The organism is Variovorax sp. 05T418 (assembly GCF_056396385.1).
In genome coordinates this window covers 24735-47218 of the sequence record NZ_JBFTLJ010000006.1, presented here as the reverse complement: position 1 = coordinate 47218, position 22484 = coordinate 24735, and the positions used below count along the sequence as shown (strand labels likewise).

20 protein-coding genes are annotated in these 22484 nt (G+C 69.2%); 15 read left to right on the top strand and 5 right to left on the bottom strand.

What is annotated here, in order from left to right; translation table 11 throughout:
- The first annotated feature begins 68 nt into the window (after positions 1–68).
- From AC1DMS_RS14025 to AC1DMS_RS13990, 8 genes are all read left to right on the top strand, one after another.
- Positions 69–1016 (top strand): LysR substrate-binding domain-containing protein, encoded by a 948-nt coding sequence (locus AC1DMS_RS14025; protein ID WP_418145864.1) that lies wholly within the window; start codon positions 69–71, stop codon positions 1014–1016.
- 87 nt (positions 1017–1103) lie between these two features.
- Positions 1104–1910 carry a helix-turn-helix domain-containing protein gene (locus AC1DMS_RS14020; protein ID WP_018905380.1) on the top strand — a complete coding sequence of 269 codons (807 nt, stop codon included), beginning with the start codon at positions 1104–1106 and terminating at the stop codon, positions 1908–1910.
- A gap of 96 nt (positions 1911–2006) precedes the next feature.
- On the top strand, positions 2007–4535 hold the full coding sequence (locus AC1DMS_RS14015; protein ID WP_018905381.1) for a penicillin acylase family protein: 2529 nt from the start codon (positions 2007–2009) through the stop codon (positions 4533–4535).
- A gap of 108 nt (positions 4536–4643) precedes the next feature.
- Positions 4644–5744 carry a BMP family ABC transporter substrate-binding protein gene (locus AC1DMS_RS14010; RefSeq protein ID WP_478181222.1) on the top strand — a complete coding sequence of 367 codons (1101 nt, stop codon included), beginning with the start codon at positions 4644–4646 and terminating at the stop codon, positions 5742–5744.
- A 95-nt stretch (positions 5745–5839) separates the two neighbouring features.
- On the top strand, positions 5840–7126 hold the full coding sequence (gene guaD / locus AC1DMS_RS14005) for a guanine deaminase (RefSeq protein WP_478181221.1): 1287 nt from the start codon (positions 5840–5842) through the stop codon (positions 7124–7126).
- A gap of 82 nt (positions 7127–7208) precedes the next feature.
- The gene (dcd, locus tag AC1DMS_RS14000; protein WP_018905384.1) at positions 7209–7775 is read left to right on the top strand and encodes a dCTP deaminase; all 567 of its coding nucleotides are present in this window, start codon (positions 7209–7211) and stop codon (positions 7773–7775) included.
- 99 nt (positions 7776–7874) lie between these two features.
- The gene (gene ypfJ, locus AC1DMS_RS13995) at positions 7875–8762 is read left to right on the top strand and encodes a KPN_02809 family neutral zinc metallopeptidase (protein WP_478181220.1); all 888 of its coding nucleotides are present in this window, start codon (positions 7875–7877) and stop codon (positions 8760–8762) included.
- A gap of 131 nt (positions 8763–8893) precedes the next feature.
- Complete coding sequence (locus AC1DMS_RS13990; RefSeq protein WP_478181219.1) at positions 8894–10354, top strand: DEAD/DEAH box helicase; 1461 nt, start codon at positions 8894–8896, stop codon at positions 10352–10354.
- Positions 10355–10369: 15 nt separating this feature from the next.
- Here the strand turns inward: AC1DMS_RS13990 and AC1DMS_RS13985 are convergent, their stop codons facing one another.
- The 5 genes from AC1DMS_RS13985 to AC1DMS_RS13965 form a co-directional block, all read right to left on the bottom strand.
- The gene (locus tag AC1DMS_RS13985) at positions 10370–10591 is read right to left on the bottom strand and encodes a hypothetical protein (RefSeq protein WP_015866653.1); all 222 of its coding nucleotides are present in this window, start codon (positions 10589–10591) and stop codon (positions 10370–10372) included.
- A gap of 128 nt (positions 10592–10719) precedes the next feature.
- Positions 10720–12345, bottom strand: coding sequence for a rhodanese-related sulfurtransferase (locus AC1DMS_RS13980; RefSeq protein WP_478181218.1), 1626 nt, complete (start codon positions 12343–12345; stop codon positions 10720–10722).
- Positions 12342–12965: a cysteine dioxygenase family protein gene (locus tag AC1DMS_RS13975; protein WP_478181217.1), complete on the bottom strand. Its 624-nt coding sequence runs from the start codon at positions 12963–12965 to the stop codon at positions 12342–12344. The genes AC1DMS_RS13980 and AC1DMS_RS13975 overlap by 4 nt, the downstream gene beginning before the upstream one ends.
- Positions 12962–13942 (bottom strand): ABC transporter substrate-binding protein, encoded by a 981-nt coding sequence (locus tag AC1DMS_RS13970; RefSeq protein WP_478181216.1) that lies wholly within the window; start codon positions 13940–13942, stop codon positions 12962–12964. The genes AC1DMS_RS13975 and AC1DMS_RS13970 overlap by 4 nt, the downstream gene beginning before the upstream one ends.
- Positions 13939–15174, bottom strand: coding sequence for an acyl-CoA dehydrogenase family protein (locus AC1DMS_RS13965; protein ID WP_478181215.1), 1236 nt, complete (start codon positions 15172–15174; stop codon positions 13939–13941). The genes AC1DMS_RS13970 and AC1DMS_RS13965 overlap by 4 nt, the downstream gene beginning before the upstream one ends.
- Positions 15175–15283: 109 nt before the next feature.
- On the opposite strand from AC1DMS_RS13965, the gene AC1DMS_RS13960 reads away from it, so the two are divergent.
- From AC1DMS_RS13960 to AC1DMS_RS13930, 7 genes are all read left to right on the top strand, one after another.
- Positions 15284–16273 carry an ABC transporter substrate-binding protein gene (locus AC1DMS_RS13960; RefSeq protein ID WP_478181214.1) on the top strand — a complete coding sequence of 330 codons (990 nt, stop codon included), beginning with the start codon at positions 15284–15286 and terminating at the stop codon, positions 16271–16273.
- A 36-nt stretch (positions 16274–16309) separates the two neighbouring features.
- Entirely contained in the window at positions 16310–17419 is a 1110-nt protein-coding gene (locus AC1DMS_RS13955) for an LLM class flavin-dependent oxidoreductase (protein ID WP_478181213.1), read from the top strand.
- A gap of 149 nt (positions 17420–17568) precedes the next feature.
- Positions 17569–18393, top strand: a complete 825-nt coding sequence (locus tag AC1DMS_RS13950; RefSeq protein ID WP_478181212.1) for a class II aldolase/adducin family protein — start codon at positions 17569–17571, stop codon at positions 18391–18393.
- Between the two features lie 22 nt (positions 18394–18415).
- Positions 18416–19429 (top strand): ABC transporter substrate-binding protein, encoded by a 1014-nt coding sequence (locus AC1DMS_RS13945; protein ID WP_478181211.1) that lies wholly within the window; start codon positions 18416–18418, stop codon positions 19427–19429.
- The gene (locus AC1DMS_RS13940; protein ID WP_478181210.1) at positions 19426–20508 is read left to right on the top strand and encodes an ABC transporter permease; all 1083 of its coding nucleotides are present in this window, start codon (positions 19426–19428) and stop codon (positions 20506–20508) included. The genes AC1DMS_RS13945 and AC1DMS_RS13940 overlap by 4 nt, the downstream gene beginning before the upstream one ends.
- A complete protein-coding gene (locus AC1DMS_RS13935; RefSeq protein WP_018905396.1) occupies positions 20502–21296 on the top strand; it encodes an ABC transporter ATP-binding protein in 795 nt (264 codons plus the stop codon). The genes AC1DMS_RS13940 and AC1DMS_RS13935 overlap by 7 nt, the downstream gene beginning before the upstream one ends.
- 1 nt (position 21297) lies before the next feature.
- Positions 21298–22464 (top strand): c-type cytochrome, encoded by a 1167-nt coding sequence (locus tag AC1DMS_RS13930; RefSeq protein WP_018905397.1) that lies wholly within the window; start codon positions 21298–21300, stop codon positions 22462–22464.
- The last annotated feature ends 20 nt before the right edge of the window (positions 22465–22484 follow it).

Genomic DNA, 22484 nt, shown 5'->3' with positions numbered 1-22484 from the left:
ATTCTGAAAATCAGAAAATAATGAGCCAATCGTCCCAAAAATCAGGACGATCAACGAAGGGTGGATCCATGTCCCAGGTGATGTTCGATCTCGATGTGCTGCGCAGTTTTTCCACTGGCATCGCGCTGGGCAGCTATGCGCGCGCGGCCGACCGGCTGGGCCGCTCCACATCGGCGGTGAGCGCGCAATTGAAGAAGCTGGAGGCGCAGGCCGGCACCGCGCTGTTCCGCAAGGCCGGCCGCGGGCTGGAGCTCACCGACGCGGGCGAGACGCTGCTGGCCTACGCCCACCGCATGCTCGAACTCAACGAGGAAGCGGGCGCCGCCATGCGCGGTGCGGACCTGCAGGGCTGGGTGCGGCTCGGCCTGCAGGAAGACTTAGGCGAAACCCTGCTGCCCGCGGTGCTCGGCCGCTTTGCGCGCGCGCATCCCAAGGTGCGCATCGAGGCCTGTGTGGCGCGCAGCGCCGAACTGCGCGAACGGCTCGAACTTCGGCAGCTCGACCTGGCGCTGGTGTGGGACACCGGCGAGCAGATGACGCCGCACGGCGAGCGCGTGGCGCGGCTGCCGCTGCAATGGATCGGCCCGAGGTCGCCCGATGCGCTCGACGCGGCCTGGTGGAAGGAGCGAGAGCGCCGCGGCAGCAGCGTGCGCAAGTCGAAGGAGCCGCTGCCGCTGGTGCTGCTCGATGCGCCATGTCCGCTGCGCGAGATCGTGGTGGCCGCGCTCGACCGCGCCGGCACGCCGTGGCGGCATGCGTTCACGAGCGCCAGCCTGGCCGCGCTGTGGGCCGCCACCTCGGCCGGGCTGGGCCTGTCGGTGCGCACGCCCTTCGGCCTGCCCGCGCATGTGCGTGCCATCGACCGCGCGGCCATCGGCCTGCCGGCGCTGCCGCAGATGTCGCTGATGCTCTATCGCGCGCAGGCCGCGGCCGAGGCCCCGGTGGCGCGCCTTGCCACGCTGCTGCTGGAGGCCGTGCGCGAGCATGTGCAGGCGGAGCCGGCGCAGCTTCATTGAGCCGCACCGGGCACAATCCCGTAGCCCTTGCGCCGTGCCGATGCATGAGAATCCGTCGCCGGAGACAAGACAAAAAAGAGACACGGCATGACCACGCAGCAAAACTTCCTGCACCTCTGGGACGACAGGTTTCTCTACATCACGCCGGCGATCCAGTCGGGGCTCACGGCGCGCTCGTCGGCGACGCTGCTGGCGTCGGTCAGCGGCCATCCGTTCATGCTCGAGGCGCTCGATGGCACGCGCGTGCACTGTACCGCCGCGCTGGTGGCTCCGCATGTGTCGCGCCGGCTCGACGTCGATGGTTGCGGGCTGCTGTCGCTCAACCTCGATCCGGCATCGAGCGCCTACCGCATGCTCGCGCGCTGCATGGGCGGCCACGGCATCGAGCCGATCGATGCGCGCTGCTTCGGCAAGCTGCGCGACGACTTCGAACCCGCGCAGCGCGGGCTGCTCGGCGACGCCCGGCTGCAGTCGCTCAGCGCAAAGATGGTCGAGGCGATCACCGGATGCCCGGAACTCGCGCCGCCGATCGACCGGCGCATCGAACGCGTGCTGCAGGCCATCCGCGAACACGCCGGCCAGATCCCGCTGAAGAAACTCTCGGCCGTGGCCTGCCTATCGCCCGACCGGCTGACGCATCTCTTCGCCGAGCAGGTGGGTGTGTCGGTCAAGCGCTATGCGTTGTGGACCAAGGTGCGGCGCACGGTGCAGCAGTTCACCGGCCACCGGCCGCTCACCGACGTGGCGCTGGTCAGCGGCTTCACCGATGCGGCGCACATGAGCCGTACCTTCCAGCGTTACTTCGGGCTCCCGCCGTCGTTTCTCGCGAGCCGGGTGCATGTGACGGCGGACGCGCAGGCGTCGCACGCCTGGGGCCACGCGACCGCCCACTGAGTCGCCCGCATGACAGCGGCTGCGTTCAAGCCGCGGCCTGTCTCCATGCGTAGGCTGCAAGGTGCTCCATCAAGAGAGCATCAACCGGAGACATCCATGAGACAGACATCCTCGCGCGGCGCCATGCCGCTGTCCCTGCTCGCGTTGGCAACCGCGGCCGTACTCACCGCCTGCGGCGGCGGTGGAGGCAACGGGTTCTCGTTCCCGCCCGTCGCTGGCAACCCGCCCGGCAGCCCGCCGGCCGAAGGCGCCTACAAGGCCGAGATCCGTCGTACCGCGATGGGTGTGCCGCACATCAAGGCCGACACCTGGTCCGGCGCGGGCTACGGCTACGGTTATGCGCAGGCCGAGGACAACCTCTGCACCATGGCCGACTCGTTCCTCACCTACCGCGGCGAGCGTTCGCAGTACCTTGGCGGCGACGCGCAGCTCGTGGCCGGCAGCACCATCGGGCGGCCGAAGAACATCGATTCCGACTTCTTCCACAAGCACGTGATCTCGGCCGACGTGCTCGAGAAGATGATCGCCGCGCAGCCCGACAACCTCCGGCAACTGGTCGAGGGCTTTGCCGCGGGCTACAACCGCTATCTGCGCGACCTGAAGGCCGGCGGCGCGGCGCACGAGGCCTGCCGGAGCGAAGCCTGGGTGAAGCCGATCGCGGCCGAGGACATCTACCGCCGCATGTACGCGGCCAACCTCGCGGGCGGCTACAGCAACTTCCTGCCGAACATCGCCAACGCGATCGCTCCGGCACCGGCTGCGCCCGCCAAGACCGCCGCACGCGGCAGGCTCGACAAGGCCAGGCTGCAACTCGCGGCAGCCGGCATGCGCCTGCCCGAGCTGCAGGTGGGCGGGCACGAAGGCGTCGGCAGCAACATGATCGGCTTCGGCACCGCGGCCACCGGCGACGCGAGCCCGCTGCTCTTCGGCAATCCGCACTGGTACTGGCGCGGGCCCGACCGCTTCTACCAGGCGCAGCTCACGATCCCGGGCCAGCTCAACATCAGCGGCACCTCCTTCCTGGGCATTCCGGTGATCCTGATCGGCTTCAACGACAACATCGCATGGAGCCACACGGTGTCGACCGCGCGCCGCTTCGGCTTCTTCGAACTCAAGCTGGCGGCGGGCGACCCGACCCGCTACATGCGCGACGGCAGCGCCGTGAAGATGCAGGCGCACGAGATCACGGTCAACGTGAAGCAGGCCGACGGCAGCATGGCGCCGGTGACGCGCACGCTCTACAAGTCGGAGTACGGGCCGATGGTCAACCTGGCGCCGCTGAACGCCGCGCTGGCATGGAGCCAGACCACGGCCTTCGCGATCCGCGACATCAACGGCGAGAACTACCGCACCTTCCGCAACTGGCTGCGCTGGAACCAGGCGAAGTCGCTCGACGAATTCATCGCCATCCAGCGCGAGGAGTCGGCCATTCCGTGGGTCAACACCGTGGCCGTGGGCCGCGGCGCGCCCAAGGCCTGGTATGCCGACATCGGCGCGATCCCCAATGTGTCGCCCGCCCAGGTGGCGAGCTGCACGACGCCGCTGGGCGCGGCGATCGGCGCTTCGCTGCCGCGCGTGCCGGTCTTCGATGGCTCCAGGAGTGCCTGCGACTGGCAGACCGATGCCGATTCCGCCCAGAAGGGCGCGCTCGGCGCCTCCCGCATGCCGAGCCTGATGCGCGAGGACTACGTCGAGAATTCGAACGACAGCTACTGGCTCGCGAACCCGAAGGCGCCGATGACCGGCTATCCGGACATCATGGGTCCGGCCGGCACGGAGGCCGTGAGCTTCCGCACGCGCCTGGGCAACCTGCTGGCGCAGGGTCGGATCGACGGCAGCGACAACTACGCCGGCAAGGCGGCCACGGCCGACACCGTCAAGCAGATGGTGCTCAACAGCCGCGTGCTGACGGCCGAACTGTTCAAGGACCAGGCGCTGGCCATGGTGTGCGCAACGCCAACGATCAACGTGGCAACCGATCCGCAAGGCAGCGCCGCCATCGGGCGCGACGTGGACACCGGCCCGGCCTGCGCGGCGCTCCAGGCCTGGAACAACACCGGCGTGACCGGTGCGCGCGGCGCCCACATCTGGGACGAGTTCTGGAACCGCGCATCGTTGCAGTCCGCGGCCACGCTCTACAACGTGCCGTTCAGCGCGAGCGATCCGATCCACACGCCGCGCGACCTGAAGCCCGGTGCGCAGGCCGCGCTGCAGCAGGCCTTCGGCGCAGCCATCGCGCGCGTGGAAGCCAGCGGCTTCGCGCTCGATGCGCAGCGCGGCGACTACCTGTTCGCCACGCGCAGCGGCCAGAAGATTCCGCTGTATGGCGGCTGCCACGGCCCGGGCTACTTCACCATCGCCTGCTCGGAGAACCGGCTCGACAAGGGCGGCTACACGATGGACGGCAACCCGAACGGCAACAGCTACATGCAGGTCGTGCGCTTCCCCGAAGGCGGCGTGGAGGCGCATACCTTCCTCACGTTCTCGCTGTCGGACGACCCGGCCTCGGCGCACAACGCCGACTACACGCGCGCCTACAGCGCGGGGCAGTGGCGGAGGGTGCCGTTCTCCGAAGCCGAGATCAAGGCCGACGCGGCCTACCGCAGCGCGGTGGTGAGCGAATAGGCCCTGCGCGCGGCGCGCCGGCGGCACCGCACTAAAATCCCGACCCCGCATCAGGCGCCCCGGCCTGTTGCGGGGTTTGTCGTTTCCGGGGCCATGTAGAGGACCACCATGTACAAAAACCTCGCGGGCCGCGCCGTTCTGGCGTGGGCAGCCGCTTGTTTTCTATCCCCCGCCTTTTCGCAGCCGCAGGCTTCCAAGGAGCCGCTGAAGATCGGCTTCGTCTACGTCACGCCGGTCACCGATGCCGGCTGGGTGCGCCAGCACGAAGAGGGCCGCAAGGCCGTCGATGCGGCGCTCGGCGGCAAGGTCAGTACCACCTTCGTCGAGAACGTGCCCGAAGGCGCCGACGCCGAGCGCGTGATCCGCGACCTCGCGCAGCAGGGCAACCAGCTGATCTTCACGCCCAGCTTCGGCTACATGGAGCCGACGCTCAAGGTGGCGCGAGACTTCCCTGGGGTGAAGTTCGAATCGATCACCGGCTACAAGACCGCGCCCAATGTCGCCACCGCCAATGCGCGCTACTACGAAGGCCGCTATCTCGCGGGCATTGCGGCCGGCCGCATGACGAAGACGAACATGGCCGGCTACGTGGCGGGCTTTCCGATCCCCGAAGTGCTGCAGGGCATCAACGCCTTCACGCTCGGCATGCGCTCGGTGAACCCGAATGCCAAGGTGGCCGTGGTGTGGCTCAACGAATGGTTCGATCCGCCGAAGGAGCGCGACGCGGCCATGGCGCTGTTCAACCAGAACGCCGACGTCATCGCCTTCCACACCGGCTCCACGGCGGTCATGGCCGCGGCGCAGGAGCGCGGCAAGCTGGCCGTGGCCTACCACTCCGACATGCGCAAGATCGCGCCCGACGCGCAGATCGTCGCCGTCACGCACCAGTGGGGCGGCTACTACACCGAGCGTGCGCGCGCGGTGCTCGACGGCAGCTGGAAGAGCGGCAACGTGTGGGGCGGCGTGAAGGAGGGAATGATCCGCGTCGGCGACTTCGGCAGCAAGGTGCCCAAGGCGGTGCAGCAGGAAGTGCTGGCGCGGCAGAAGGACATCGCGGAAGGCAGGCTGCAGCCCTTCCGCGCGGTGGCGGCCGATGTGCGCGACAACGAGGGCCACGTCGTCATCGCCAGGGGTGCGCAGCTGAACGACGAGCAGATCCTGAAGATGAACTGGCTGGTGGAAGGCGTGCAGGGGCGCGTGACGCGCTGACCGGCCGGGCGCCCGCCGAGTGGCTTTGCCGTATAGCACTCATACGCACATGGAAATTGCAGCGGCCCGGGCCTGGATTACCCTCGGCAGCCACGATGAAAAAAGCCTACCGCGCCTCCCTCCTGCGATTCGACGATGCCGGCCTGCCCGTTTTCGATGAAGACGGCCTGCTGGTCGTCGCGCCCGACAGCGCCGGCCGCCAGCGCGTGCTCGATGCCGGCAGCCATGCCGCCGTGTCGCCGCGCCACCCCGATGCCGAGCTGACGCACCTGCCGGGCCGCATCCTCGCGCCGGGCTTCGTGGACATGCACATCCACTTTCCGCAGACCGACATCATCGGTTCGCCCTCGCCGGGGCTCTTGCCCTGGCTCGAGAACTACACCTTCCCGGCGGAAGCCAGGTTTGCCGACCCTGCGCATTCGAACGAGGTGGCCGACGTGTTCTTCGGCGAACTGCTGCGCAACGGCGTCACCACCGCGCTGGCCTTTGCGACTTCGCACGTGGCCTCGGTCGATGCGTTCTTCGAGGGCGCCCAGCGCCGCGGCCTGCGCATGATCAGCGGCAAGGTGCTGCAGGACCGGCATTCGCCCGACGGCGTGCGCGACGAAACCGAGCAGAGCCTCATCGACACCGAGGCGCTGATCCGCAAGTGGCACAACACCGGCCGGCTGGGCTACGCCATCACCCCGCGCTTCGCGCCCGCGAGCACCGACGCCCAGATGCGCGGCGCGGGAGAGCTGGCCGCAAAGTACCCCGACACCTGGATCCAGTCGCACGTGGCCGAGAACCGCGACGAGGTGGCCTGGGTGCGCGAGCTCTATCCCCAGGCGCGCTCCTACCTCGACGTGTACGCCGGCTTCGGGCTGATGCGCGAGCGCGCCGTGTACGCGCACTGCATCTACCTGGACGACACCGACCGCGCGCTGCTGCGCGACACGAAGACGGCCGCGGCCGTGAGCCCGACCAGCAACCTGTTTTTGGGCAGCGGCTTCTTCGACTTTGGCGCGGCCGACCGCGTGGGCTACCCCTACGGCCTGGCCAGCGACGTGGGCGGCGGCACCAGCTTCAGCCCCTTCCACACGATGCTGGCCGCCTACTACGTGGGCCGCGAGGGCCAGACCAAGGCCGGCCTGAGCATCGCGCCTTCCGAGCTCTGGTGGCGCCACACCGGCGGCGCGGCGCGCGCGCTGGGGCTGGATGGCGTGGTCGGCAACCTGCAGCCCGGCTGCGAGGCCGACTTCCTCGTGCTCAACCCCCAGGCCACGCCGCTGCTGGCCCGCAAGGCCGCGCGCGCGAACGGCCTCGAGGAGCTGCTGTTCGCGATGATCGTGCTGGGCGACGACCGGCTGGTGGAGCGCACGGTGATCTCGCAGGCGGGATAGCCGCAAGCTCGCCGCAGGGCCGAGGCATGGCGCATGCCACAATTCGCGCCATTCCTCCCCGCAGCAGCATCAGCGACCGCATATGAGCATCAAGAGCGACAAATGGATCCGGCGCATGGCCGAGCAGACCGGCATGATCGAGCCCTTCGAGCCCGGCCAGGTGCGCGAAGCCGCCGGCCACAAGATCATCAGCTATGGCACTTCGAGCTACGGCTACGACATCCGGTGCGCGCCTGAATTCAAGGTTTTCACCAACATCCACAGCACCGTGGTCGACCCGAAGAACTTCGACGAGAAGAGCTTCGTCGACATGCACGGCGACTACTGCATCATCCCGCCCAACAGCTTCGCGCTGGCGCGTACGGTCGAGTACTTCCGCATCCCGCGCAACGTGCTCACCATCTGCCTGGGCAAGAGCACCTATGCGCGCTGCGGCATCATCGTCAACGTGACGCCCTTCGAGCCCGAATGGGAAGGCTACGTGACGCTCGAATTCAGCAACACCACGCCGCTGCCCGCCAAGATCTACGCGGGCGAGGGCTGCGCGCAGGTGCTGTTCTTCGAGAGCGACGAAGTCTGCGAAACCAGCTACAAGGACCGCGGCGGCAAATACCAGGGACAGCGCGGCGTCACGCTGCCCAAGACCTGATCCGCGCATTCTGACCGCCGGTTACGCAGCCGGCGGCCGGGCCAAGTACCATCCAGAGGCGATCCGGCAAAACCCTGCAAGGCCGGCAAGGAGACTGCGATGAGATGGGAAGGCAACGAACAATCCGAGAACGTGGAAGACCGCCGCGGTGAAGACGGCGGCGGCGGTGGAGGCGGCTTCATCGGCGGGCGCAGCATCGGCATCGGCACCATTGCCGTGGCGCTGATCGCAGGCTGGATCTTCGGCATCAATCCGCTGACCGTGCTCAGCCTGCTGAGCGGCGGCGGTGGCGAACAGGTGCAGGTGCAGCAACAGCAAGGCCCTGCGCCCAAGCCGCCCTCGAACGACCGCGAAGCAGCCTTCGTCTCGACCGTGCTGCGCAACACCGAGGTGGTCTGGACGAACATCTTCCGGCAGAACGGCGGCAGCTACCAGCCGCCGCGGCTCGTGCTGTTCCGCGGCGCCACGCCCACGGCATGCGGCACCGGCCAGGCGGCGATGGGGCCGTTCTACTGCCCCGGCGACAAGAAGGTCTACATCGACCTGGGCTTCTACGACACGCTCAAGAACCAGCTCGGCGCGCCCGGCGAATTCGCGCAGGCCTACGTCATTGCGCACGAGGTCGGCCACCACGTGCAGGACGAGCTCGGCGTGACCGCCAAGGTCGACGGCATGCGCGGGCGCCTGAGCCAGTCGCAGAACAACGCGCTGAGCGTTCGCGTCGAGCTGCAGGCCGACTGCTTTGCCGGCATCTGGGCGCACCATTCGCAGGAGTCGAAGAAGTGGCTCGACCCGGGCGACATCGAGGCCGCGATGAATGCCGCGCAGAAGATCGGCGACGACGCGCTGCAGCGTTCCGCGGGCCGCGCCGTGGTGCCCGACAGCTTCACCCACGGATCGAGCGCGCAGCGCCAGCGCTGGTTCGGCGCGGGCTATCAAAGCGGCGATGTCAAGTCCTGCGACACCTTCAATGCACGCAATCTTTGAGCATTGATGCCGGAAAGGCCGCGCAGGCACTGAGTTTGTTGCTATGAAATAAGTAGCAATACAGCCGGCGCGGAGTTTGTCGCGCGGCTGTCACTGCCATTTTTTGCGGCAGTGCGACAATAGAAGGCTTAATGACAAGCTCCTTCTCCAATCTATCGCTGGCGGAACCGCTGGCGCGCGCCGTAGCCGAAATGGGCTACGAAACCATGACTCCCATCCAGGAACAGGCCATTCCGGTCGTGCTTTCGGGGCAGGACGTGATGGGGGCCGCGCAGACCGGCACCGGCAAGACCGCGGCGTTTTCGCTGCCGCTGCTGCAGCGCATGCTCAAGCACGAGAACGCCTCCACCTCGCCCGCGCGGCATCCGGTGCGTGCGCTGGTGCTGTTGCCCACGCGCGAACTGGCCGACCAGGTGGCCCAGCAGGTCAAGCTGTACGCCAAGTACACCAACCTGCGCAGCACGGTGGTGTTCGGCGGCATCGACATGAAGCCGCAGACGCTCGAGCTCAAGAAGGGCGTCGAAGTGCTGGTGGCCACGCCGGGCCGGCTGCTCGATCACATCGAGGCCAAGAACGCGGTGCTCAACCAGGTGGAGTACGTGGTGCTCGACGAGGCCGACCGCATGCTGGACATCGGCTTCCTGCCCGACCTGCAGCGCATCCTGAGCTACCTGCCCAAGCAGCGCACCACGCTCCTGTTCTCGGCCACCTTCTCGCCCGAGATCAAGCGGCTTGCGGGCAGCTACCTGCAGAACCCGGTCACCATCGAGGTGGCGCGGCCGAACGAAACGGCCTCCACCGTCGAGCAGCACTTCTACAGCGTGACCGACGACGACAAGCGCCGCGCGCTCAAGCAGATCGTGAAGCAGCGCGGCATCACGCAGGCCTTCGTGTTCGTCAACAGCAAGCTCGGCTGTGCGCGCCTGGCGCGTTCGCTCGAGCGCGACGGCCTTCGCACCACCGCGCTGCACGGCGACAAGAGCCAGGACGAACGCCTGAAGGCGCTCGCCTCGTTCAAGGCCGGCGAGGTCGACCTGCTGGTGTGCACCGACGTCGCGGCCCGCGGCCTCGACATCAAGGACGTGCCCGCGGTCTTCAACTTCGACATTCCGTTCAACGCCGAAGACTACGTGCACCGCATCGGCCGCACCGGCCGCGCCGGCGCCTCGGGCCTGGCCGTGAGCTTTGCGAGCGGCGGCAACGACGCGCGCCTGGTGGCCGACATCGAGAAGCTGATCAAGAAGAAGATCGAGCTCGAACCCGTCGAGTTCGAGGAAGACCGCCCGCGCGGCCGCATCAACGACGGACGCCGCCACTGGCGCGAAGAAGGCGAAGCCGGCGATGCGCGCGACGTGCTCGACCAGCCGCGCGAGCGCCGCGAGACCGAAGCCCGGCGCGGCGGCGGACGCCCGCACCGCGCACCTTCCGCGCCGCGCGATCCGTTCTTCGACAAGCCCTACGAACCGGGCCAGGCCGACGCCACGCCGGCCTGGGAAGCCGCCGCCAAGGCAACGCCTTCGCGCGGCATCTCGAGCAACATCAAGACCAAGCGCAAGGTCGCGGCCCTCTTCAAGAGCGCCGAAACCAGCTGAGGCCCCGCCCGGGGCTCACCTCCATCCGCGGTGCCAGCCGTAGCGCGGGTGGTGCCAGCCATAGCCGTAGCGCGGGTGGTAGCTCCAGACGAAACCCACGCCCGGCGACACATAGGTCGGGGCCACGTAGGCAACGCCCGGTGGCGCCGTGTAGACAGGCTGCGCCGGCGCGACCACGCAGCCGGTCAGGGTGGCCGCCAGCGCGGCGGCCGAGAGGGCGAGAACAGGCAGTCTCATGGCGATGCTCCTGGGACGAGTTGTGATGGGTATTCCCAGAAAACGCCCCGCGCGAACGGCGGATGACCTCCTTTACCCCCGCGAAATAATGTGACCGGCCGGTTGCAAGCCGGCCGTCGCACCGCGCCTCAGATCACGTGGAAATGGTGCGTGCCGTCGCGCGCCAGCTGCGCGACCAGGCCGTATTCCCAGTCCAGGTAGGCCTGCATGGCCTCCGCCGGTGCATCGGTGCCTTCGTAGGGCCTGCGGTAGCGGTCGGTGCGCGGCGTCGCAAGCCGCGTCTCGCCGGTTTCCGCCTCCAGGCCTGCCGCAAACCATGCCGCGTTGCCGCCGGCCAGCACCAGAACTTCCACGTCGCGCTGGCCGCGCGCATCGAGCAGCAGGCGCAGGTCGGCCGCGGCGTAACGTGCGAGCAGGCTGCTGCCGCAGGTCAGCACATAGCGTTGCGATGCGGGAATGGCCGCGTCGATCGCACCCGCGAGCTGCGCGCGGATGGCGTACCAGGCACCCGGGATGTGGCGCTTCACGTAATTGGCGCTGGTGGTCACGTCGATCACCGCGGTGCCGATCTGCTGCTTCAGCAAGGCCGCCAGCTCCGCGGGCGAGATCTCCGCCACGGCGGCCGCGGCGGGCGGGTAGGCGGGCAGCGGCGCAGCGGTCTCGGTGAAGGCCGAGGCGGGCGGCACCGCGTCGGGCACGTAGACCTCCCAGCCCATCTGCGCGAGCCAGGACGCGCTCATCGATGCCCGCACGCCGTCGTCGTCGGCCAGCACGATGCGTGCGCCGCGCACCGGCACCTGGTGATCGGTTTCCTGCACCAGCTGGCCGCCGGGTGCGCTCGCAAAGCCGGGCAGGTGGCCGGCCTCGTATTCCTCGGGCGTGCGTACGTCGAAGCGGTACACGGTGCGCCCCGGGGCCTCCAGCGCGTGCAGCGCATCGAGCCCGATGCGGCGCACGCCGGCCCTCTCGGCCACGCGCCGCGCATCGGCCTGTGCCTGCACGCGGTGCGCATCGGACACCACGGCCGGCGCCTTGCGGTCCGCGCCATGGTCGAGCACCTGGCCCGCGAGCTTCCAGCCGATGGTGCCGTTGCGCAGCGCCGCCACCGGGTTCGGAATGCCCGCATTCACCAGCGACTGCGTACCGATGATGCTGCGCGTGCGGCCCGCGCAATTGACGATCACCTGCGTGGCCGGGTCGGGTGCCAGCTCGCGCACGCGCAGCACCAGCTCGGCGCCGGGTACGCTGGTGGCCGAGGGAATGCTCATGGTGCGGTATTCGTCGAAGCGGCGCGCGTCGAGCACCACCACGTTGGCCTGGCCCTCGACCAGCGCCTTCACCTCGGGCGCGGAGAGCGAGGGCGTGTGCCGTTCGTGCTCGACCAGTTCGCCGAAGGACTTGCTCGGCACGTTCACGTCGCGGAACAGCTCGCCGCCGGCCGCGCGCCAGCCTTCGAGGCCGCCTTCGAGCAGGTGCAGGTTGGTGTAGCCGATTGCAGCCAGCGTGCGCGCGGCGAGCGGCGCCAGGTCGGTGCCGTTGTGCGCGCCGTACAGCACGATGAAGGTGTCCCGCCGCGGAATGCGCCGCCAGGCCTCGATCTCGATGCGCGAGAGCGGCAGGTTCGCGGCCCACAGCGGATGCTCCTGCGCGAAGGGGTCTTCCTCGCGCACGTCGAGCAGCGCGGTTTCGTCGCGTGCGAGCAGGCGCGCGCACACGGCGGCGAAGGGCAGCAGGGGGAAGGCGGTGGTCGTCATGCGGATGTCGTCGTCGATCTGGGTTCGGATGAGCGGTCCCACAGGTTGGGAAGCAGCGTGTTGGAGTAGCCCGAGACAAAGGGCTTGCGTGCGCCCTCGGCCGGGTAAGTATGCCGCTGGACGGCGCCGATGTTGGCGCCGTACACGTGGATGCTGATGGATACGCGGTCTGCATGCGCGTTGTGCACGCGATGCAGGTCGCCGAGGGCGGGCGACACGGCCTCCACGTCGCCGGCGTCGAGCCGCACCGCTTCGCCTTGCGGCCGCGCCAGGTCGTCGCTGCCCACGGCATAGGCCTGGCTGTATTCGGCGCCGCGCAGCATGCCGATCAGGCCCCACACCGTGTGGTCGTGCACCGGCGTCGCCTGCCCCGGTCCCCAGACAAAGCTCACGACCGAGAAGCGCTCGGTGCTGTCGGCGTGCAGCAAGAACTGCTGGTAGCGCGCCGGGTCGGGCTGGGCAAAGGCATCGGGCAGCCAGTCGTCCTGCGCCACCAGCTGGCGGAGCAGGGCGCCGCCTTCGGAAAGAATGCGCGGCTCGTTGGGGCCGCTGTCGAGCAGGCGGCCGAATGCGATGACGAATTCACGCAGCGGCGCGATGGCGCCAGACGCGCGGCTCACGCGGGACGCTTCCACAGCTGCGCATCGGTGATGGCGCGCACCTCCACGCGCAGCGGCAGAATGCCGTCGCGCGCCGAGCGGTCGGCCACCGTCTGCAGCGCGGCAATGTCGGCTTCGGACACCGGCCGGCCCGTGACCGAGGCGCGCGCCGTGATGATGCGGGCCGATTCGATCGGCAGGCGCGTGAGCTGGCTGTAGGCCTGCGCATAGGCCTCGGGGTTGGCCAGCGCCCATTCGCCCGCGCGCGCCAGCCGGTCCAGAAACTGCACGATGGCGGCGCGCTTGGCAGGGTCGGCCAGCGAAGGCTCGCTCGCGGTGATGAAGCCCAGCGCCGTGTTGATGCCGCGCCCGTCGCGCAGGATGCGCCCGCCCTGCTGCAGCGCGATGGTGTAGTAGGGATCGAAGACAGCCCAGGCGTCGATCTGCTTCGACGCGAAGGCCGCGGCCGCATCGGTCGGCAGCACGAACTTCACCGTGACCTCGTCGCGCCGCACACCGGCTTCCTCGAGCGCGCCGTAGAGCTGGTACTGCGAGATGCTGCCGCGCGCGGACGACACGATCACCGTCTTGCCGCGCAGGTCGGCCACCTGGCGCAACGGCGAATCGGGCTGCACCACGATGCCCAGGGCATCGGCCTTGCCGACGCGCGTGGCGACGATCTTGAGCGGCGTCCGGCCGACCGCCGCTGCCAGCACCGGCAGGTCGCCCGCCACTGCGGTGTCGACGGCCGCGCTGCGCTGCGCCTCGAACAGCGGCGCCGCGCCCTGGAAGTTGGCCCAGCGGTAGGCGAAGGGCGCGCCTTCGAGCGCCTTCGAGGCCTCGAACAGCGCGCGCAGGCCGCCGGCCTGGTCGCCAAGCACCAGCGTGGTTTGCGCTTGCGCCCATGCGCCCAGCGGCGCGGTGGCTGCGAACGATAGCGCCGCGCCCTGCTTGAGCCAATGGCGGCGCGAGGCCTTGGAGAACAGCAGGTCGGTCATGCGGCGGCCCCCTCGGAAAGCAATGCGCGCTTGCCGGCCGCAACCAGGATCGCGTCGTTCTGCGGCGTGTGGATGCGGCTGCACAGCACGTCGCGGTAGTGCCGCTCGAGCGGGTTCTGCCGCGCGAGGCCGTGGTTGCCGCTGAGCTGCAGCGCGAGTTCGACCGCGCGGACCGCGTTGCCCGTCACGGTGTACTTGAGCAGGCCGCTGTCAGTGGCCGGCTGCGCGCGGCCTTCGTCGACGGCGCGCGTCGCATCGTCGAGCAGCACGCGGTTGGTGCGAAGCAGCGCCTCGATCTCTCCCACATGCTCCTGCACGCGCGCAAGGCTCGCGAGCGGCGCACCCAGGCTGCCGGGCGCACGATGGTTCAGGAAGCTCACCAGCCAGCCGCGCGCGGCCTGCGCCACCGCGTCGTAGAGGCTGCCGAGCAGCACCGTCATCCAGGCCTGCTGCGCGGCGTGGGCGTCGATGTCGGTCTGGCTGCCGGCATCGGGTGCCCAGTCGGCCGGGGCGCGAAGGTCGACCGCGTGGTCGAGATCGATCGCCACGTTCTCGAACACCACCTCGTGGCTGCCCGAGGCGCGCAGGCCCAGATGGTCCCAGCTTGCGATCACGCGCACGCCGGGTGCATCGCGCGGCACCAGGAACACGCCGGTGCGCGGCACGGCCTCGTCGGTGCGGGCCCATACGGCGAGCCACGACAAGCCCTCGATGCCGGTCGTGTAGAGCTTGTGGCCGTCGATCATCCAGCCGCTGCCTTCGCGGCGTGCGATCGTCGCGGGCAGCCCGCCGCGCGCGGGCGAGCCGAGCGCGGGCTCGACGCGCAGCGCGTTGATGAGCGCACCGCGTTCCACCGCACTGCGCAGCACCCGCTCGCGCAGGTGCGGTGGCCAGCGGCTGTCGCTGCGTGCGAGCGCGTGGTGCTGCAGGTAGGTCATCGTCAGGATCAGCGCTGTGGCCGGCTCACCGCGCGCCACGGCCGCGATCACGCGCCGCGCCGTGGCCAGCGTGGCGCCGCCGCCGCCGTGCGCCGCGGGCGCCACCAGGCCGACGAGGCCGTGCGACTGCAAGGCCGCGAAGTTCGGATGCGGAAAGGCGCCGCTGCGGTCGTGGTCGGCCGCGGTGGCGGCGAACTGCGCCGACAGATGCGCGAGCAATGCGGCATCGACGGTGGCAGGCGTGGGGTGGTCTTCATTCGTGGCCGGCGGGCGGCGCAAGGGGAGTGCACTCATGGTTGCGCACGGTACCGGGGCCGCGCCGGGCCGGAAACGACGCATCCCGCATATGCAAACTCGTTTTTCTGCGTTCGCTTTTGCCGGCTGCCTCGGTACGGTCCGGTGCATGACATCTGACTTCCCCATCGACAGGCGACGCCTGCTCCAAGCCGCCGCAGGCTGGGGCGCCCTGGCCGCGGTGGGCGCGGCGCCGGCGCGCGACCTCTCTGGCGTCACACTGCGCGTGGGCACCTACAAGGGGCTCTGGCGGCCGCTGCTGCAGGCTTCCGGCCAGGCCAATACGCCCTACAAGATCGACTGGCGCGAGCTCAACAACGGCGTGCTGCACATCGAGGCCATCAACGGCGATGCGCTCGACCTGGGCTCGGGCAGCGAGATTCCGCCGGTGTTCGCGGCGCGCCAGAAATCCAGCGTGCGGCTGGTGGCTGTGACGCATGAAGACCTCAACAACCAGGCCACGCTGGCGCGCAAGGATTCGCCGATCCGCCGCATCGCCGACTTCAAGGGCAAGCGCGTGGGCTACGTGCGCGCCACCACCTCGCACTACTACCTGGCCAGGCAGCTGGCCGAGGCGGGGCTTTCGTTCAGCGACATCCAGGCCGTGAGCCTCACGCCCTCGGACGGCCTCTCGGCCTTCGCGCGCGGCGACCTCGATGCCTGGGCCATCTACGGCTACAACGGCCAGCTGGCGCGCACGCAGTACGGCGCGCGCACCATCAAGACCGGCGTGGGCTACCTCTCGGGCAACTTCCCGATCTACGCCAACCCGCGTGCGCTCGACGATGAACTGCGCCGCGCGGCGCTGGGCGACCTGCTGCAGCGCCTGCAGCGCGCCTTCGCATGGATCAACGGCAACTTCCTGGCCTATGCGCGTGCGCAGTCGGCCGAGACGCGCGTTCCGGTCGGCGACCTGGTCGAGCTCTTCAACGGCCGCAGCGGCGACTACAGCCTGGGCCCGGTCACCGATGCAGTGGTGCGCAGCCACCAGGAGGTGGCCGACACCTTCCTGAAGATCGGCGTGCTCGACGGGCCCGCCGACGTGAAGCCCCTGTGGGACCGTCGCTTCGAGAGCGTGCTGCGCCTGCCCGCCGCCTGAACAACACACACATCACCCTGAAAACACGAGGACACCATGAGCCAGAACGACGTTGAATTCATCGGCATGATCCAGGGCCAGAAGGTCTCGGAGATCCACGCGGCCAAGGGCCCGGCCATCGACCGCGACTACGTGCGCGCCTTTGCCCAGGCGCACGAGAACGCGGGCTTCGACCGCGTGCTGGTGCCGCACCATTCCACTGGCCCCGACGCCACGCTGACCGTGGCCTATGCCGCATCGGTCACCGAGCGCATCCACTTCATGCTTGCGCACCGCCCGGGTTTCGTGGCGCCCACGCTGGCGGCGCGGCAGTTCGCCTCGCTCGACCAGTTCAGCGGCGGCCGGCTCGCGGTGCACTACATCTCGGGCGGCTCCGACGAGGAACAGCGCCGCGACGGCGACTGGCTCGGCCATGACCAGCGCTATGCGCGCACCGACGAATACCTCGACGTGCTGCACAAGGTGTGGACCGCCGACAAGCCCTTCGACCACGAAGGCGCGCTCTACCGCTTCCAGAACGCTTTCTCCGAAGTGAAGCCGGTGCAGACGCGCAACGGCAAGCCGCATGTGCCGGTGTACTTTGGCGGTGCCTCGGAGGCGGCGATTCCGGTGGCCGGCAAGTACGCCGACGTGTATGCGCTGTGGGGCGAGTCGCTCGAGCAGGCGCGCGAGCTCACGGCGCGCGTGCGTGCCGAGGCCGCCAAGCACGGGCGCAGCGTGCGCTTCTCGGTGTCGTTCCGCCCGATCCTCGCGCAGACCGAAGAGGCCGCATGGGCGCGCGCCGAGAACATCCTGGCCGAGACGAAGCGCCTGCGCGTGGTGCAGGGCTACAACCGCGGCGGGCCGCAGCAGAGCGAAGGTGCGAAGCGCCTGCTCGCCGCGGCCGAGAAGGGCACGCGGCTCGACAAGCGCCTGTGGACGGCGGTGGCGCAGGAGATCGGCGGCCGTTCCAACAGCACCGCGCTGGTCGGCACGCCCGAACAGGTGGCCGATGCGCTGCTCGACTACTACGACCTGGGCGTGACCACCTTCCTGATCCGCGGCTTCGATCCACTGGAAGACGCGGTCGACTATGGACGCGAGCTGATTCCGCGTGTGCGCGAGCTGGTGGCGCAGCGTGCGGCTTCCATCCGCAAGGCCGCCTGATCTGTCTTGCTCCCTCCCCTTCCGGGGGAGGGCAGGGGTGGGGGCAAGCGGCCTTGACCACCGCCATGGCGTTTGAAGCCGTCGTGCCCCCATCCCAGCCTTCCCCCGGAAGGGGAAGGAGCAACACCCAATACCCCAAGAGATCTCCGATGAATGCCGTTCTTTCCATCGACCGCAACGCCCCCCAGCCGCTCGAGCTCAACCCCCACCCGCAGCAGAAGTACTGGTTCGACCCAGTCCCGCCGCGCACCAGCGTGCAGGCCGAGCGCCGCCACCGGCAGGAGCGCTTGGCAGGCGCGTTCCGCCTGTTCGCGCGCTTTGGCTTCGCCCAAGGCCTCGCGGGCCACATCACCGCGCGCGACCCGGAGCTCAGCGACCACTTCTGGGTCAACCCGCTGGGCATCCACTTCTCGCGCATCAAGGTCTCCGACCTGCTGCTCGTCAATTCGAAGGGAGAGACGGTGATCGGCGACCGGCCGCTCAACAAGGCCGCCTTCGCCATCCATGCCGCGATCCACGAGCACAACCCGAAGATCGTTGCCGCCGCCCACACGCATTCGACCTACGGCAAGGCTTGGTCGACGCTTGGCCGCAAGCTCGACACGATCACGCAGGACAGCTGCGTGTTCCATGGCGACGTGGCGCTGTTCGACGACTTCACCGGCATGGTGGTCGACACCAGCGAGGGCGAGCGCATCGCGCGGGCGCTGGGCGACAAGAAGGGCGCGATCCTCAAGAACCACGGCATCCTGACTGCGGGCCCGACGGTGGAGGCCGCCGCGTGGTGGTACATCGCGCTCGACAACGCCTGCCACACGCAACTTCTCGCCGAGGCCGCCGGCAAGCCGCAGCCCATCGACGAGGAAACCGCGCGCCACACGCACAGCCAGATCGGAGGGCCGGAGGGCGCCATTCATTCCTTCGACAGCCTCTACCAAGGCCTGGTCGAGGCGGAGCCCGAACTGCTGCTCTGAAGAAAAACCACTGGAGTTCTCGATGACCGCTTCTTTCTCACGCCCCGTATCGCGCCGGGGTGTCCTGCGCGGAGGCGCCGCCGCCGCCGTGGTCGCCTCTGGCGGCCTGATCGCCTCGCAGGCCTTCTCGCAGCAGGCGCGCAAGCTCACCTTTGCATGGAACGCCGCCGCGTTCTGCCTCTCGCCCGTCGTCGTCGCGCAAGAGCGCGGCTACTTCGAGCGCAACGGCCTGCAGGTGGACCTGATCAACTACACCGGTTCCACCGACCAGCTGCTGGAGTCGCTGGCCACGGCCAAGGCCGATGCGGCGGTGGGCATGATCCACCGCTGGCTCAAGCCGCTGGAGTCGGGCTTCGACGTGAAGATCGTCGGCAGCTCGCACGGCGGCTGCGTGCGGCTGGTGGGCGCGAAGAGCGCAGGTGCGACCAGCATCGCAAACCTCAAGGGCAAGATCATCGGCGTGTCGGACATCGCGAGCCCGGGCAAGAACTTCTTCTCGATCCTGCTCGCGAAGAACGGCATCGATGCCGACAAGGACGTGACCTGGCGCCAGTACCCGGCCGACCTGCTCGACATTGCCGTGCAGAAGGGCGAGATCCATGCGATTGCAGATGGCGACCCGAACGTCTACCTGATCGAGAAGCGCAACAAGGGCGCCTTCGTGGAGATTGCGAGCAACCTCTCGGGCGAATACAAAGACAAGGTCTGCTGCATCGTCGGCGCGCGCGGCGAACTCGTGCGCAAGGACAAGCCGGCCGTGGCTGCGCTGGTGCGCGCCATTGCGCAAGCGTCCGACTACGTGGCCGAGAACCCGAACGAATCCGCCAAGCTATTTGCGAAGTATTCGCCCAAGGTGCCGATCGAAGACCTGCGCGCACTGCTCGGCACGCTCACGCACAACCACCATCCGCTTGGCAAGAACCTGCGCGACGAGGTGGAGTTCTATGCGCGCGATTTCCGCGGCGTTGGCGTGCTCAAGAAGACCACCGATCCGGTGCGCTTTGCCGAACACGTCTCTTTCGATCCACTCGCATGAGCACCCCCGACCCCGCATTCGGCTTCGAATCCCTCCCCTTCCGGGGGAGGGCCAGGGTGGGGGCAGCGGCGCCCGAACGCACGCCGGCTCCCATTTCGACATCGCCCCGTATCCAAGCGGCCCTGCCCCCATGGCGCATCGGTTTCGCCGCCGCAGCCACATGGTTCGCCCTCGGCCTGCTCACGCTCTACTGGCCGAACAAGGCCGTCGGCTTCAGCGACTGGGCCTACACCGACGAGTTCGGCATCGCCGCCCTCGCGGTGGGCGCACTGCTGCTGGCCGCCGCATCGCTCGGGCCGCGCGCCGGCCGCGTCGCGATTGCACTGCGGCCAGCGGGCCCATGGCTCGTCGCGCTGCCCGTGCTGTTCGCGATCTGGGAGATCGCGACCGCCAAGCTCGCGCTGCTGCCCACGCCGTTCTTTGCGCCGCCGCAAAGCCTGGTCGAGACCTACATCGACGACTGGCGCCGCCTCGGAGAAAGCCTGCTGCATTCGACCCGGCTGCTCGCGCATGGCTTCGTGCTGGGCGCGCTCGCGGGCTTTCTCACGGGCGTGACCATCGGCTGGTCGCGCATCGCAGGCTACTGGGTGCATCCGGTGCTGCGCTTCGTGGGACCGGTGCCGGCTTCGGCGCTGCTGCCGCTGGCGTTCTTCTTCTTTCCGTCGAGCTATGCGGCCGCGGTGTTTTTGATCGCGCTGGCGACCGGATTTCCGGTGGCGGTGCTCACCTGGTCGGGGGTGGCGGGCGTCAACCGCAACTACTACGACGTGGCGCGCACCATGGGCGCGAGCGAGCGCTTCCTGGTGCTGCGCGTGGCCATTCCGGCTGCCTTGCCGCAGGTGTTCGTGGGCCTTTTCATGGGGCTGGGCGCGGCGTTCTCGGTGCTCGTCACGGCCGAGATGATGGGCGTGAAGGCGGGGCTGGGCTTCTACCTTTCATGGGCGCAGGGCTGGGCCTCGTACTCGAACATGTATGCCGCGCTGATCGTGATGGCCGGGCTGTGCTCGGGCTTGATCACGCTGCTCTTCAAGGTGCGCGACCGCGTGCTGTCGTGGCAGAAGGGGACCGTGAAATGGTAGCCGCCGCCGTTGCCGAAGCAGGCGTGCGCCAGGCCGGCGCGCAGATCGACATCCGCGGCGTGAGCCACTGGTTCGATGTGCCCGCAGGGCCGCTGCAGGTGCTCGACGACATCGACCTTGCGGTGAAGCCCGGCGAGTTCGTCGCGCTGCTGGGGCCGAGCGGCTGCGGCAAGTCGACGCTGCTGCGCCTCGTGGCCGGGCTCGAGCCCGCCACGGCCGGTCGCATCACGCAGGACGATGCACCCATCACGCGGCCCGACCCTTCGCGCATCGTCGTGTTCCAGGACCCGACGCTCTACCCCTGGCGCAGCGTGTGGGACAACGTGGCGCTGGGCCTGCAGGCGCGCGGCGTGCTCAAGGCGCAGCGCGGGCGCGTCGACGAGGCGCTGAAGCTTGTCGGCCTCAGCGACTTTGCCAAGGCCTTTCCGCACCAGCTCTCGGGCGGCATGGCACAGCGCGTGGCGCTGGCGCGTGCGCTGGTCAACGATCCGCAACTGCTGGTGCTCGACGAGCCGCTCGGCAAGCTCGATTCGCTCACGCGCATCGCGATGCAGAGCGAGCTGGTCAACCTGTGGCAGCGTGCGGGCTTCTCGGCGCTGCTGGTGACGCACGATGTGGAAGAGGCCCTGTTCCTCGCCAACCGCGTGATCGTGCTGAGCGACCGGCCGGCGCGCATTGCGGCGGAGATCGTGGTCGACCTGCCGTATCCGCGGCATCGCGGCCATGCGCGTTTGGCGCAATTGCGGCACGAGGCGTTGCGGCACCTGGGGCTCGACGCCACCTGGTGAGATGAACAGCACGCCCGAGGCCGATTGGCTCAACCTGCTGATCGGCCTGCTGCAAGGCGCCCAGCTGCAACTGCTGCGCGCGCTCGATGCGCTCGGCCTCACGCAGCATGTGCACGGCCAGCCGGCGTGGCCATGGGCACGGCGGCTGTCGGGCGAGAACCTGCTGATCGACCTGGGGCAGGCGCGCAGCCTCGCATGGACGCTGGTGTTCGTCGCCGTGGCGGCACTGGCGTTGCTGCTCACGCTGTTCTGGCGGCGCCCGCGCTACTACCTGCTGGCGCTGGTGCCGATGCTGCTGATCGCCGCGCCCTGGCCCGAGTCGCACGTGGTGCTGGTGCCCGCGACGCCCGCGAGCTTCCACGCATCGCCGACCGGCTTCACGGCCGCTTCCATCGCGCAAGGCCGCGTGCTCTACCAGCAGAACTGCGTGGCCTGCCACGGCGCAGACGGCAAGGGCGAAGGCCCGCTCGCCGCCTCGCTGGCGGTGTGGCCGCCGGACCTCAGCGGCCCGCTGCTGTGGCGGCGCGCCGATGGCGACCTGCTCTGGCGCATCCTCCACGGCACGCGCGATGCGCAGCGGGGTGGCCAACCCACCATGCCAGGCTTTGCCGGAAAGCTCGGCGAGGCCGAGGCCTGGGCGCTGGTCGACTACATGAAGGCGCAGGGCGCGGGCCAGAGCCTGCGCGCGCTCGGCAGTTGGCCGCAACCCATCGGCCTGCCCGACATGGCGGTGCGCTGCGGTTCGCAGCCGCCGCGCTTGCTTGCGAGCTGGCGCGGGCAGCGCATGCGCATCGTGGCGGGCGATGCGGTGCTCACCGAAGACCCGCGCCTCGTCACCGTGCTGCTGCGGCCGCCTTCGAGCGCAGTTGCAACTTCCGCCGATTGCGTGGCCGACTCCGCCGCCGCATGGGAGGCGCTGTCGCTCATCGCCGGCACCGATCAACTCGCCGGCACCCAGCTGATTGCCGATCGCGACGGCTGGCTGCGCGCACGCGGTGCGCCCGGCAAGACGGGCTGGTCGGACGACGACCTGCTGTGCCGCAGCGAACGTGCGCCCGTCGCGTGGGGGCAGGGCGCTGCCGCACCGCCCGCCGATGGCCTGGGCGCGCTGATCGCCCGCATGGACGCGCAGCCGGTGCGCTTCGTCAAGGGCGGCTTCATCCATTGACCTATTTTTTAACTGAACAC

What these genes read in the sequence shown, in the direction of transcription:
- AC1DMS_RS14025 (WP_418145864.1), top strand. Translation starts at nt 69, where the DNA reads ATGTCCCAGGTGATGTTCGATCTCGATGTGCTGCGCAGTTTTTCCACT.
- AC1DMS_RS14020 (WP_018905380.1), top strand. Translation starts at nt 1,104, where the DNA reads ATGACCACGCAGCAAAACTTCCTGCACCTCTGGGACGACAGGTTTCTC.
- AC1DMS_RS14015 (WP_018905381.1), top strand. Translation starts at nt 2,007, where the DNA reads ATGAGACAGACATCCTCGCGCGGCGCCATGCCGCTGTCCCTGCTCGCG.
- AC1DMS_RS14010 (WP_478181222.1), top strand. Translation starts at nt 4,644, where the DNA reads ATGTACAAAAACCTCGCGGGCCGCGCCGTTCTGGCGTGGGCAGCCGCT.
- guaD (WP_478181221.1), top strand. Translation starts at nt 5,840, where the DNA reads ATGAAAAAAGCCTACCGCGCCTCCCTCCTGCGATTCGACGATGCCGGC.
- dcd (WP_018905384.1), top strand. Translation starts at nt 7,209, where the DNA reads ATGAGCATCAAGAGCGACAAATGGATCCGGCGCATGGCCGAGCAGACC.
- ypfJ (WP_478181220.1), top strand. Translation starts at nt 7,875, where the DNA reads ATGAGATGGGAAGGCAACGAACAATCCGAGAACGTGGAAGACCGCCGC.
- AC1DMS_RS13990 (WP_478181219.1), top strand. Translation starts at nt 8,894, where the DNA reads ATGACAAGCTCCTTCTCCAATCTATCGCTGGCGGAACCGCTGGCGCGC.
- AC1DMS_RS13985 (WP_015866653.1), bottom strand. Translation starts at nt 10,591, where the DNA reads ATGAGACTGCCTGTTCTCGCCCTCTCGGCCGCCGCGCTGGCGGCCACC.
- AC1DMS_RS13980 (WP_478181218.1), bottom strand. Translation starts at nt 12,345, where the DNA reads ATGACGACCACCGCCTTCCCCCTGCTGCCCTTCGCCGCCGTGTGCGCG.
- AC1DMS_RS13970 (WP_478181216.1), bottom strand. Translation starts at nt 13,942, where the DNA reads ATGACCGACCTGCTGTTCTCCAAGGCCTCGCGCCGCCATTGGCTCAAG.
- AC1DMS_RS13965 (WP_478181215.1), bottom strand. Translation starts at nt 15,174, where the DNA reads ATGAGTGCACTCCCCTTGCGCCGCCCGCCGGCCACGAATGAAGACCAC.
- AC1DMS_RS13960 (WP_478181214.1), top strand. Translation starts at nt 15,284, where the DNA reads ATGACATCTGACTTCCCCATCGACAGGCGACGCCTGCTCCAAGCCGCC.
- AC1DMS_RS13955 (WP_478181213.1), top strand. Translation starts at nt 16,310, where the DNA reads ATGAGCCAGAACGACGTTGAATTCATCGGCATGATCCAGGGCCAGAAG.
- AC1DMS_RS13950 (WP_478181212.1), top strand. Translation starts at nt 17,569, where the DNA reads ATGAATGCCGTTCTTTCCATCGACCGCAACGCCCCCCAGCCGCTCGAG.
- AC1DMS_RS13945 (WP_478181211.1), top strand. Translation starts at nt 18,416, where the DNA reads ATGACCGCTTCTTTCTCACGCCCCGTATCGCGCCGGGGTGTCCTGCGC.
- AC1DMS_RS13940 (WP_478181210.1), top strand. Translation starts at nt 19,426, where the DNA reads ATGAGCACCCCCGACCCCGCATTCGGCTTCGAATCCCTCCCCTTCCGG.
- AC1DMS_RS13935 (WP_018905396.1), top strand. Translation starts at nt 20,502, where the DNA reads ATGGTAGCCGCCGCCGTTGCCGAAGCAGGCGTGCGCCAGGCCGGCGCG.
- AC1DMS_RS13930 (WP_018905397.1), top strand. Translation starts at nt 21,298, where the DNA reads ATGAACAGCACGCCCGAGGCCGATTGGCTCAACCTGCTGATCGGCCTG.